Annotated in this window: 10 protein-coding genes; 9 read left to right on the forward strand and 1 reads right to left on the reverse strand. The window is 47.7% G+C overall.

Going from position 1 to position 12,675, the window contains the following annotated elements; genetic code table 11:
• Positions 1-13 precede the first annotated feature (13 nt).
• The 3 genes from icmF to BDD39_RS01900 all read left to right on the forward strand — a co-directional run bounded on the left by icmF (position 14) and on the right by BDD39_RS01900 (position 5,800).
• Entirely contained in the window at positions 14-3,271 is a 3,258-nt protein-coding gene (icmF, locus tag BDD39_RS01890) for a fused isobutyryl-CoA mutase/GTPase IcmF (RefSeq protein ID WP_166907643.1), read from the forward strand.
• A gap of 205 nt (positions 3,272-3,476) precedes the next feature.
• Complete coding sequence (gene rpoE, locus BDD39_RS01895) at positions 3,477-4,043, forward strand: DNA-directed RNA polymerase subunit delta (protein WP_166907645.1); 567 nt, start codon at positions 3,477-3,479, stop codon at positions 4,041-4,043.
• A gap of 161 nt (positions 4,044-4,204) precedes the next feature.
• A complete protein-coding gene (locus BDD39_RS01900; protein WP_166907647.1) occupies positions 4,205-5,800 on the forward strand; it encodes a CTP synthase in 1,596 nt (531 codons plus the stop codon).
• A gap of 56 nt (positions 5,801-5,856) precedes the next feature.
• Here BDD39_RS01900 and BDD39_RS01905 read toward each other — a convergent pair whose 3' ends face one another.
• A complete protein-coding gene (locus tag BDD39_RS01905; protein WP_166907649.1) occupies positions 5,857-6,387 on the reverse strand; it encodes a DUF2529 family protein in 531 nt (176 codons plus the stop codon).
• Positions 6,388-6,536: 149 nt separating this feature from the next.
• On the opposite strand from BDD39_RS01905, the gene BDD39_RS01910 reads away from it, so the two are divergent.
• The 6 genes from BDD39_RS01910 to rho all read left to right on the forward strand — a co-directional run bounded on the left by BDD39_RS01910 (position 6,537) and on the right by rho (position 12,543).
• Entirely contained in the window at positions 6,537-6,899 is a 363-nt protein-coding gene (locus BDD39_RS01910) for a response regulator (RefSeq protein WP_166907651.1), read from the forward strand.
• A gap of 168 nt (positions 6,900-7,067) precedes the next feature.
• Entirely contained in the window at positions 7,068-7,931 is an 864-nt protein-coding gene (locus tag BDD39_RS01915; protein ID WP_166907653.1) for a class II fructose-bisphosphate aldolase, read from the forward strand.
• An 85-nt stretch (positions 7,932-8,016) separates the two neighbouring features.
• On the forward strand, positions 8,017-8,664 hold the full coding sequence (fsa, locus tag BDD39_RS01920) for a fructose-6-phosphate aldolase (protein WP_017436899.1): 648 nt from the start codon (positions 8,017-8,019) through the stop codon (positions 8,662-8,664).
• Between the two features lie 54 nt (positions 8,665-8,718).
• Positions 8,719-10,005 (forward strand): UDP-N-acetylglucosamine 1-carboxyvinyltransferase, encoded by a 1,287-nt coding sequence (locus BDD39_RS01925; protein WP_166907655.1) that lies wholly within the window; start codon positions 8,719-8,721, stop codon positions 10,003-10,005.
• A gap of 35 nt (positions 10,006-10,040) precedes the next feature.
• Positions 10,041-11,003 (forward strand): class II fructose-bisphosphatase, encoded by a 963-nt coding sequence (gene glpX / locus BDD39_RS01930; protein ID WP_166907657.1) that lies wholly within the window; start codon positions 10,041-10,043, stop codon positions 11,001-11,003.
• A gap of 265 nt (positions 11,004-11,268) precedes the next feature.
• Positions 11,269-12,543 (forward strand): transcription termination factor Rho, encoded by a 1,275-nt coding sequence (rho, locus tag BDD39_RS01935; RefSeq protein ID WP_166912218.1) that lies wholly within the window; start codon positions 11,269-11,271, stop codon positions 12,541-12,543.
• Positions 12,544-12,675 lie beyond the last annotated feature (132 nt).

Raw genomic sequence — 12,675 nt, forward strand, 5'->3', positions numbered from 1 at the left:
GGGGGAGGAAAGGATGGCACATATTTATCGTCCGAAGCATCACATTCGCTTTGTGACGGCGTCAAGCTTATTTGACGGCCACGACGCATCGATTAACATCATGCGCCGCATTTTGCAGGCAAGCGGGGCGGAAGTCATTCATTTGGGGCACAACCGTTCCGTCGATGAAATTGTCAATGCCGCGATCCAGGAGGATGTGCAAGGAATTGCCGTCTCCTCTTATCAAGGCGGGCATATGGAATTTTTCAAATATATGTATGACCTGTTGCAAGAGCGCGGTGCTTCCCATATCCGCATTTACGGCGGCGGAGGCGGCGTCATTATTCCGCGTGAAATCAAAGAGCTGCATGAATACGGCATCGCCCGCATTTTTTCGCCGGAGGACGGCCGCCGTTTCGGGCTGCAAGGCATGATTAACATTATGCTCGAAGAATGCGATTTTCCGACCGTTACCGAAATTACCGATGAATTAGAACGGCTGCCAAGTGGAGACGTCCAAGCAATCGCGCGGTTAATCACGTTATGTGAAAGCCGTGTCGATGCTTCGAGCGAAGTAGCGGCAGCGGCGGAGGCGGCGCTAGAAAAGGTGAAAACGATGACCAAAAAGGTGCCGGTTCTCGGTATTACCGGCACGGGCGGAGCGGGGAAAAGCTCGCTGACCGATGAGTTAGTGCGCCGTTTCTTAAACGAGATTCCGGATATCAAAATCGCGATTTTATCGATTGATCCGACGAAACAAAAAACGGGCGGCGCCCTGCTTGGCGACCGCATCCGCATGAATGCGATCAACTCGCCGCGCGTCTATATGCGCAGCCTGGCGACGCGCAATTCCCGCTCGGAGCTGTCGCTTGCGATTCGCGATGCCATTTCTGTCGTCAAAGCGGCGGGCTTTGATTTAATTATCGTCGAAACGAGCGGAATCGGCCAAGGAGATGCGGCGATCACGGAAGTATGTGATATCTCGATGTATGTGATGACGAGCGAATACGGCGCGCCAACGCAGCTTGAGAAAATCGATATGATTGACTACGCCGATTTAATCGTCATCAACAAATTTGAACGCGAAGGGTCGGAAGACGCGAAACGCCAAGTGCAAAAACAATATCAGCGCAGCCACCAGCTATTTGATAAAGACCTTTCGGAAATGCCGGTCTATGGCACGATCGCCAGCCAATTTAACGATCCGGGAACGAACACGCTGTTTGTCGCGCTGATCGACCTGATCAACCAAAAAATGGGAACAAACTGGAAAACGAATTTGAAAACGGTAGCGAACGTCGAAAAGCATAACGTTATCATCCCAAGTGAGCGGCGCCATTACTTGCGGGAAATTACGGAAACGGTCCGCAACTATCATAAGCGCGTCGAACAACAGTCCGAACTCGCGCGCCGTCTTTTCCAAATTGAAGGGGCGATCGAAGCGGCAAAAGAACGCGGCGAAAGCGAAGAAGTGATCGCGGCGCTCGAGGAGCTCAAGCAGCATTACGAAAATGAACTAACGCCGGAATCGAAACGAATCCTTGCCTCATGGGAAGATTTGAAAGCGAAATATGCCGCGAAACAGTTTGTGACAAAAGTGCGCGATAAGGAAATTGTCACCGAGTTAACAACGAAAAGCTTGTCCGGGCTCGATATTCCGAAAGTGGCGCTGCCAAAATTTAAAGATTACGGCGAAATTTTGCGCTGGGTGTACAAAGAAAATGTTCCAGGCTCGTTTCCATATACAGCCGGCGTCTTTCCGTTTAAACGGCAAGGCGAAGATCCGAAACGGCAGTTTGCCGGCGAAGGCACGCCAGAGCGGACGAATCGCCGCTTCCATTATCTCTGCAAAGAAGATAAAGCGAAGCGGTTAAGCACAGCGTTCGATTCGGTCACGCTGTATGGTCAAGACCCAGACTACCGCCCAGACATTTTCGGCAAAGTTGGCGAAAGCGGCGTCAGCGTCTGTACGCTCGATGATATGAAAAAGCTGTATAAAGGCTTTGACTTGTGTGACCCGCTGACATCCGTATCGATGACGATCAACGGTCCGGCGCCGATTATTTTAGCGATGTTTATGAACACGGCGATCGACCAGCAAGTCGAAAAGCGGGAAAAAGAACTAGGCCGTCCGCTGACGAAAGAAGAATACGAAGAAGTAAAAGCATACACGCTGCAAACGGTGCGCGGCACGGTTCAGGCCGATATTTTAAAAGAAGACCAAGGGCAAAATACGTGTATTTTCTCGACCGATTTCGCCTTAAAAATGATGGGCGACATTCAAGAATATTTTATTAAGCATAAAGTGCGCAACTATTATTCCGTATCGATTTCGGGCTACCATATCGCCGAAGCGGGTGCCAATCCGATTACCCAGCTGGCGTTTACGCTCGCCAACGGCTTTACGTACGTCGAATATTATTTAAGCCGCGGCATGAAAATCGATGATTTCGCGCCAAACCTTTCCTTCTTCTTCAGCAACGGCCTAGATCCAGAATATTCGGTGATCGGCCGTGTGGCGCGCCGCATTTGGGCGATCGTCATGCGCGAAAAATACGGGGCAAACGAACGAAGCCAAAAATTAAAATATCATATCCAAACATCCGGCCGTTCGCTTCATGCGCAAGAAATTGATTTTAACGACATCCGTACGACATTGCAGGCGTTAATGGCGATTTACGATAACTGCAACTCGCTCCATACAAACGCCTATGACGAAGCAATCACGACACCGACCGAGGAGTCGGTCCGTCGCGCGATGGCGATCCAGCTTATCATCACGAAAGAATTGGGTCTCGCGAAAAATGAAAATCCGCTGCAAGGGTCGTTTATTATTGAAGAGCTGACCGACTTAGTGGAAGAAGCAGTATTGCGGGAATTTGAACGCCTCAACGACCGCGGCGGCGTGCTCGGCGCGATGGAAATGCAATATCAGCGTGGAAAAATTCAAGAAGAATCGATGTATTACGAAATGAAAAAACATAGCGGCGAACTTCCGATCATCGGCGTCAATACGTTCCTCAATCCGAATCCGCCATCGGAAGAGGAGTTGAACAACATCCAGCTCGCGCGCGCCACATACGAAGAAAAAGAATTGCAAATTAAAAACTTGCGTGAATTCCAAGAGAGAAATAAAGATAAAGTCGATGAAGCACTCGAGCGCCTCAAACAAGTGGCGGTAAGCGGCGGCAATATTTTCGAAGAATTAATGGAAACAGTAAAAGTCGCCAGCCTCGGACAAATTACGCGCGCCCTTTATGAAGTGGGCGGACAATACCGCCGCAACATGTAATACGAGAAAAGGAAATCGCTTGCCGATTTCCTTTTTTCTTGCCATAAAATGAAAATGGGCAGCGTCCGCTACCCTATCAAACATCCAAGCTGGAAATGTACATTTTTTTTCTGCAAATATCTAGCATAAACAGCGAGAATTTGTTTATAATGAATGGTATGTATTCAACTCGCATTCATTTGTTAGTTTATTACATAGAAGGGGAGTGCCGAATTTGAGTCTGCAGCAATACTCTCAAGAGGAATTGCGGGAAATGTCATTTGTGGAACTCGCTAGTCTCATTTTATCAGAAAAACGAGAAGCGTTATCGTTCCAACAACTTGTTGACGAAGTTGCTGCGCTAATTGGTTTATCGGAGCAGGAAGTAAAACAGCGGCTTGCTCAGTATTATACAGACTTAAATATCGACGGCCGTTTTATTTGCGTCGGGGAAAACGTCTGGGGGCTGCGTGCTTGGTATCCGTTTGATCAAACCGAAGACGAAACAGTTATGGTGGCGACGAAGCCGAAGAAGAAGAAAAAAGCGCTTGATGACGATTATGATGACTACGATGATCTTCTTGATGAAGAAGATATCGATTACGATGATCTTGACGAATTTGACGAGGATGAGATTGACCTTGATGAAGACGAGCTTCTCGAGGATGACGAATTCGATTTGGACGATGATGTCGCGTTTGATGATGAGATTCTTGACGAGGATGAATTTGACTTGGGCGACGACGAGCTGGACGAAGAGTTAGAGCTCGATGACGATGAACAAGACGCGTAATATTCTCTTGACTTTACGAATAGAACTAGGTAGAATTTTGCTTGGGCTCTTAAAAACAGACGGAAAATATATCGCTCCCTTACATATACGTAAGTGGAGCGTTTTTTATTTGTGGAATTAGTACACACTGTATATGTAATTTCGGCAAGGGGGAAGACAAGATGACAAAATATATTTTTGTGACTGGCGGTGTCGTATCTTCGCTAGGAAAAGGGATTACGGCGGCATCGTTAGGCCGGCTGTTAAAAAACCGCGGATTAAATGTGACGATTCAGAAATTTGACCCGTATATTAACGTCGACCCGGGAACGATGAGTCCATATCAGCACGGTGAGGTGTTTGTGACGGATGACGGCGCGGAAACGGACCTTGATTTAGGGCATTATGAACGTTTTATCGATATTAACTTAAACAAATACAGCAACGTCACGACGGGAAAAATTTATTCCGCTGTGATCAAAAAAGAGCGCCGCGGCGACTATTTGGGCGGCACCGTGCAAGTCATTCCGCACATTACGAACGAAATTAAAGAACGGGTATTTCGTGCAGGCCGCGAAACGAACGCCGATGTCGTCATTACGGAAATCGGCGGCACGGTCGGCGATATCGAGTCGTTGCCGTTTTTAGAAGCAATCCGCCAAATTAAAAGCGATATCGGCCGCGAAAACGTGATGTACATTCATTGCACGCTCGTTCCGTATATTAAAGCGGCTGGCGAAATGAAAACGAAGCCGACGCAGCATAGCGTCAAAGAACTGCGCAGCCTCGGCATTCAGCCAAACGTTATCGTCGTCCGCACGGAAATGCCGATGCCGCAAGAAATGAAGGAGAAAATCGCGCTATTTTGCGATATTGATCCGAAAGCGGTCATTGAAGCGCGCGACGCCGATACGTTATACGCTGTTCCATTGATGCTTCAGGAGCAAAAACTCGACCAAATCGTGTGCGAACATTTGAAACTCAATTGCAAAGAAGCGGACATGACGGAATGGAAAGCGCTGGTGGAAAAAGTACGCAATTTGTCGCGGACAACAAAAATCGCGCTGGTCGGAAAATACGTGGAGCTGCAAGATGCGTACATTTCCGTCGTCGAAGCGCTGCGCCATGCTGGTTATGCGTTTGACACCGATATTGACATTAAATGGATTAACTCCGAACACGTCAATAAGGAAAACGTCGCCGAATTGTTAGGAGATGCGGACGGCATTCTTGTGCCAGGCGGATTTGGGGACCGCGGCATTGAAGGAAAAATTGAAGCGATTCGCTACGCGCGTGAACAAAAAGTGCCGTTCCTTGGCATTTGTCTCGGCATGCAGCTTGCTTCCATTGAATTTGCCCGCAATGTTGTTGGGTTAAAAGAAGCGCATTCCGCAGAATTTGATCCGAATACGCCGCATCCGATCATCGATTTGTTGCCGGAACAAAAAGACATCGAAGATTTAGGAGGAACGCTTCGACTAGGTCTTTATCCTTGCAAATTGCTAGAAGGAACGCTTGCCTACGAAGCATATCAAGATGAAGTGATTTACGAACGCCACCGCCATCGTTATGAATTCAACAATCACTATCGTCAAATCATGGAACAGCATGGTTTCATCTTTTCCGGAACAAGCCCGGACGGCCGGCTTGTCGAAATCATTGAGTTGAAAGACCATCCATGGTTTGTCGCCGCCCAATTCCATCCGGAATTTACATCGCGGCCGACAAGACCGCAGCCGTTGTTCCGTGAGTTTATTAAAGCATCATTAAAACAATAATCGTATTTACACAAGAAAAGGACTATCTTCCGCATAGGCTAGATAGTCCTTTTTAATTACTCGTATTCTTCTAAAATGTCATAAATGGTAAGCAACAGACAATAGTATGCAAACGAGGCCGTGATCACCGTTGGAAAGCCGATGCGGCTGCCGTCGTCCTTCGGAATGATTGGTTTTAGCAATTTGCTATCGATATGGACATCGACAATGTCAGCGAGTGACGGTTGCTCGTCTTTGACAACAGCGGAAATAGCGGCAATTTCAAGACCTTTTTCTTTTAATTGTTCGGCAAGGTTAATGGCGTCTTTATCATTGGAAAATCGCGTAACCAATAAAACGCGATCCGTTTTGTCGATATCATGGCGAAGATGCCCATTTTCCATTAAGCGCGCCGCTTTTGGCAGCTTGTCTTGCCCGCAGAGAGCTTCGATGACCACTGCCTCCATTTCATGAAACCCGTGAAGAAAAATGCGGCCGTCTCCGATTATCGCCTGTGCGAGCAAACGTGCTCCGTCTTCGAGCGCCAGCTCTTCTTCCGCGGCAATTTTTTGCAAAATGCCGATCATTTGCGTCGTAAAAATTTTCACTAGTTTGTCCTCCTTTCGTTGCCTATTATACAAAAAACAAGGAACGGATGGGAATTTGGCGAAATCGCGAAAAAAGCGGCAGGAAATTAATAGGGAAATGCGAAACTATTAAGGTGGAAGAAAAAACAAACGAATTGAGGTGCATATAGATGGGCAACAAAATTTTGATTGTCGACGATCAATACGGAATTCGCATTTTATTAAATGAGGTGTTCCAGAGAGAAGGATATACGACATATCAGGCGGCAAACGGCATGCAGGCGCTCGAAATTGTCCGCAAACACCGCCCTGATTTAGTGTTATTGGATATGAAAATACCTGGCATGGATGGCATTGAAATATTAAAACGGTTAAAAGAAATTGATCCCGATATTAAGGTCATTATTATGACCGCTTATGGAGAGCTTGATATGATTCAGGAAACAAAGGAACTGGGGGCGATTATGCATTTTGCCAAGCCATTTGATATCGACGATTTGCGTACGGCGGTTAAGAAACATTTAGTGTCATAAAAAGTACAGTTGTTTGTCTAAAGAGTGACAATGTTGCTGTTTTCTTTGTAAGTTGGTATGCTTATAACGTAGGACAATTTTACGCCTTTCGTACATATCCCCCGTTGGAATGACGCATAGCTATGTTTGGGAAAGGCGATAACGTTAGAGCATAAGGAGGATTTTACAATGCCTTTAGTCTCAATGACAGAAATGCTGAACAAAGCGTTGCGTGAAAAGTACGCTGTCGGCCAATTTAACATTAACAACTTAGAGTGGACGCAGGCGATTTTAGCAGCGGCAGAAGAAGAAAAATCGCCGGTCATCCTCGGCGTGTCTGAAGGTGCGGCGCGTTATATGAGCGGTTTTAAAACGGTCGTGAATATGGTTAAAGGTTTGATGGAAGACATGAATATTACCGTTCCAGTGGCGATCCATCTCGATCACGGCTCCAGCTTTGAAAAATGTAAAGCAGCCATTGACGCTGGTTTTACTTCCGTCATGATTGACGCCTCTCACCATCCATTTGAAGAAAACGTCAAAATCACTTCGCAAGTCGTCGAATACGCACATGCGCGCGGCGTGTCGGTGGAGGCGGAGCTAGGAACGGTCGGTGGACAGGAAGACGATGTCATCGGTGAAGGCATTATTTATGCGGATCCGAAAGAATGTGAAGAGTTAGTCAAACGGACAGGCATTGACTGTTTAGCCCCTGCTTTGGGTTCGGTGCACGGTCCATACAAAGGAGAGCCAAAATTAGGGTTCGCCGAAATGGAACAAATTCGCGATTTAACTGGCATTCCGCTTGTGCTTCACGGTGGTACAGGCATCCCGACTGAACAAATTCAACGCGCCATTTCCCTTGGTACATCGAAAATCAATGTCAATACGGAAAACCAAATCGCATTTACGAAAGTCGTCCGTGAATTGTTGGCGAAAGACGAAAAAGTATATGATCCGCGCAAAATTATCGGCCCAGGCCGCGACGCGATTAAAGCGACGGTCATCGGAAAAATGCGCGAATTCGGCTCTTCTGGAAAAGCAGTGCAATAAACAGCAAGAAAGAAAAACCGCTTGACGGATGACGTCATTGCGGTTTCTCTTTCTTGTTCCATCAAGGATAAGGGAGGATATCGCCATGAAGTTTTTTATCGATACAGCCAATTTGGAAGAAATTAAAAAGGCGAATGAGCTTGGCATTTTAGCCGGAGTGACGACCAATCCAAGCCTTGTCGCCAAAGAAAACGTTTCCTTTCACGACCGCCTTCGCGAAATTACATCCATTGTATCAGGATCGGTGAGCGCGGAAGTCATCTCCACCGATGCGAAAGGAATGATTGAAGAAGGCGAAGAACTGGCGAAAATTGCGCCAAACATTACGATTAAAGTGCCGATGACACCGGAAGGATTGAAAGCGGTAAAAGTATTTAGCGAAAAAGGCATCAAGACAAATGTAACATTAGTGTTCACCGCCAACCAAGCGCTGCTGGCGGCGCGTGCCGGAGCAACGTACGTATCCCCGTTCCTCGGCCGTTTAGACGATATTGGTCATAACGGTTTCGAATTGATTTCCACGATCGCCGACATTTTTAACATCCACGGAATTGACACGGAAATTATCGCAGCATCGATTCGCCATCCGCTCCATGTGACGGAAGCAGCGCTAAGAGGAGCACATATTGCGACGGTTCCGTACAAAGTCTTAATGCAATTGTTTAACCACCCGCTGACAGACCAAGGGATTGAAAAGTTTTTGGCTGACTGGAACCGGCAAAAACAGCAGTGAACGGCAACCAAGCAAACATAGAAGTCAACTTCTCATCAAAGAAGGGAGACTATAATGGAAAAAATCAAGATTATTGGCGGGGATCCGTTGCAAGGGACCATTAAGGTAAGCGGCGCGAAAAATAGCGCCGTTGCCCTTATTCCTGCGACGATTCTCGCCGATTCACCGGTTACGATCGAGGGACTGCCGGACATTTCTGACGTGCGCATTTTGGGAAGCTTAATTGAAGAAATTGGCGGATCATTTCATTTTGACGGCAAAGAGGCGGTCATCGATCCGAGAAATATGGTGTCGATGCCGCTGCCGAATGGGAAAGTAAAAAAATTACGCGCTTCGTATTATTTAATGGGAGCGATGCTCGGCCGTTTCAAAAAAGCGGTCGTCGGCTTGCCGGGCGGCTGCCATTTAGGTCCGCGTCCGATTGACCAGCATATTAAAGGCTTTGAGGCGTTAGGAGCAAAAGTGACGAACGAGCAGGGCGCAATTTATTTGCGCGCCGAAGAATTGCGGGGTGCCCGTATTTTTTTGGATGTCGTCAGCGTTGGAGCGACGATTAACATCATGCTGGCGGCGGTGCTCGCCAAAGGTCGGACGATTATTGAAAACGCTGCAAAAGAGCCGGAAATTATTGATGTGGCGACATTACTTTCCAATATGGGCGCGAAAATTAAAGGTGCCGGGACGGATGTCATTCGCATCGACGGCGTCGAAAAATTATCGGGATGCCGCCATTCCATTATTCCTGACCGCATTGAGGCCGGCACGTATATGATTGCTGCCGCGGCGATGGGAAAAGAAGTGATCATCGATAACGTCATTCCGCAGCACGTCGAGTCGTTGACGGCAAAATTGCGCGAAATGGGCGTGCGTGTGGAAACAAGCGACGATCAAATCCTCGTTTCCGGTGCTCCTTCATTAAAAGCCGTCGACGTGAAAACGCATGTATATCCAGGTTTTCCAACTGATTTGCAGCAGCCGTTTACCGCGCTTTTATGCAAAGCGCATGGCACGAGCGTCGTTACCGATACCATTTATAGCGCCCGCTTTAAACATGTTGATGAGCTTCGCCGCATGAACGCCAACATCAAAGTCGAAGGCCGTTCGGCCATCGTCACCGGTCCGGTTCAACTGCAAGGGGCAAAGGTAAAAGCGAGCGATTTGCGCGCGGGCGCGGCGCTGGTTGTTGCCGGCTTGATGGCGGAAGGATTGACGGAAATTGCCGGAGTCGAGCATATTGACCGCGGCTACAGCAATCTGGTCGAAAAGCTGACCGCTATCGGAGCGACGATTTGGCGGGAAAAAATGACGGACGAAGAAATCGAACAAATGAAACATGCATGATGATTCAGGCAACAAAGGGAAGGGGAGAAGTTTCAATGGAAAGAAGTTTATCGATGGAGCTTGTCCGCGTCACCGAAGCGGCCGCCCTGGCTGCCGCCAGATGGATGGGGCGGGGCAAAAAGAATGAAGCGGATGATGCCGCTACGTCAGCGATGCGCAATGTATTTGATACGGTTCCAATGAAAGGGACCGTGGTGATCGGAGAAGGAGAAATGGATGAAGCGCCGATGCTATATATTGGCGAAAAACTTGGTAACGGTTACGATCCGCGCGTTGATGTCGCCGTTGATCCGCTCGAAGGCACCAATATCGTCGCATCCGGTGGATGGAACGCCTTGGCTGTCGTTGCTGTCGCCGATCACGGCAATTTGCTGCATGCACCGGACATGTATATGGATAAAATTGCCGTTGGTCCGGAGGCGGTCGGGATGATTGATATCGAGGCTCCGATCATTGACAATTTAAAAGCGGTGGCGAAAGCGAAGAACAAAGACATTGAAGACGTCGTCGCCATCGTATTAAATCGGCCTCGCCACGAACGGTTGATCGCTGAGCTGCGCGAAGCGGGAGCGCGCATCAAGCTGATTAATGACGGCGATGTCGCCGCTGCCATTAATACGGCGTTTGATCATACTGGCGTCGATATTTTATTCGGTTCCGGCGGGGCGCCGGAAGGAGTATTGGCGGCAGTCGCGCTGAAATGCCTCGGCGGCGAAATTCAAGGCAAACTATTGCCGCAAAATGATGCGGAATTAGAACGATGCAAGAAAATGGGCATTGATGTCAATAAAGTGTTGCGCATGGAAGACTTGGTCAAAGGGGACGATGCGATTTTCGCCGCTACCGGCGTCACGGACGGAGAACTGTTGCGCGGCGTGCAATTTAAAGGAGCATACGGTCTCACCCATTCCGTTGTCATGCGGGCCAAATCAGGTACGGTTCGCTTTATTGAAGGCCGCCACAGCTTAAAGAAAAAGCCGAATTTAGTTATTAAATAAATGTGTTGCCAGAGCGGGGGAGAAGGAAAAAACTTGCCGCCCCCCGCTTATTTTTATAGAAATAAAAAAACTATTGATTAAAAAACGGCAAAAAGGGTAAAATAGTCATGCTGCATGTGCATAAAAATAAGCTCTGCCATTCTACTTCTTTATTTCAGCCTTCATCATCTTCTTTTTTATCCCATCCGTTTGAATTTCGTAAAATATGGAACGCTCGGAGTAACATATGGGAGAAAACGAAAAACTGCAAAAGTGTGGTGTCGAAATGGAGTTAACGCTTGCTACATTAGAAAACATGAAATTGAAAGAGCTTTACGAGCTCGCCCGTCAATATAAAATTTCGTATTACAGTAAACTAACAAAAAAAGAGCTTATTTTTGCTATTTTGAAAGCGCGTGCGGAACAAGACGGATTATTTTTTATGGAAGGCGTATTGGAAATCATTCCATCGGAAGGATTTGGCTTTCTGCGCCCAATCAACTATTCTCCTAGTTCGGAAGACATCTATATTTCCGCGTCGCAAATCCGCCGTTTTGACTTGCGCAACGGCGATAAAGTATCAGGAAAAGTGCGCCCGCCAAAAGAAAATGAGCGTTATTTCGGCCTGCTTCATGTCGAAGCGGTCAACGGCGAAGATCCGGAAGTCGCGAAAGAACGCGTTCACTTTCCGGCGCTAACGCCGCTATATCCAAACCGGCAAATGAAGTTGGAAACGACTCCGGACAAACTGTCGACAAGAATTATCGACTTAATTGCCCCGGTCGGATTTGGGCAGCGCGGGTTGATTGTCGCTCCGCCAAAAGCCGGAAAAACGATGCTGTTAAAAGAAATCGCTAACAGCATTACGACCAATCACCCGGAAGTAGAGCTGATCGTCCTCCTCATTGATGAACGCCCGGAAGAAGTAACCGATATCGAACGGTCTGTGCAAGGCGATGTCGTCAGTTCGACATTTGATGAAGTGCCGGAAAACCATATTAAAGTGGCCGAATTAGTGCTAGAGCGCGCGATGCGCCTTGTCGAGCATAAACGCGATGTCGTCATTTTGATGGACAGCATCACGCGGTTGGCGCGTGCCTATAACCTAGTCATTCCGCCGAGCGGCCGCACGCTGTCAGGAGGAATTGACCCGGCAGCGTTCCATCGCCCGAAGCGGTTTTTTGGGGCAGCCCGCAATATCGAAGAGGGCGGCAGCTTGACGATTTTAGCGACCGCGCTCATTGATACCGGGTCGCGCATGGACGATGTCATTTATGAAGAATTTAAAGGCACAGGAAATATGGAACTGCACCTTGACCGTTCATTGGCAGAGCGCCGCATTTTTCCAGCCATCGATATCCGCCGTTCGGGCACGCGCAAAGAAGAACTACTCATTCCAAAAGAACATTTGGAAAAACTATGGGCGATTCGCAAAACAATGTCCGATTCCCCTGATTTTATCGAGCGGTTTTTAAATAAGCTCCGCCAAACAAATTCGAACGAAGAGTTTTTGGCTATGTTGGATGAAGAATGGAAAAATGGCGGCACTGGCCGCATATAAAAAGAGGCCAGTCCTTTTCTTCCGGCCGCGGAAACAGCCTGTCTACGAATGCCTTCCAGGAAGAAGTTGGAGCAAATCACTAGTTGCAAAGAAACATGAAAGTTGTTATAATTTTAGCATGTGTGTTTTGGT

Source organism: Saccharococcus thermophilus, from assembly GCF_011761475.1.
Classification (GTDB): Bacteria; Bacillota; Bacilli; order Bacillales; family Anoxybacillaceae; genus Saccharococcus; species Saccharococcus thermophilus.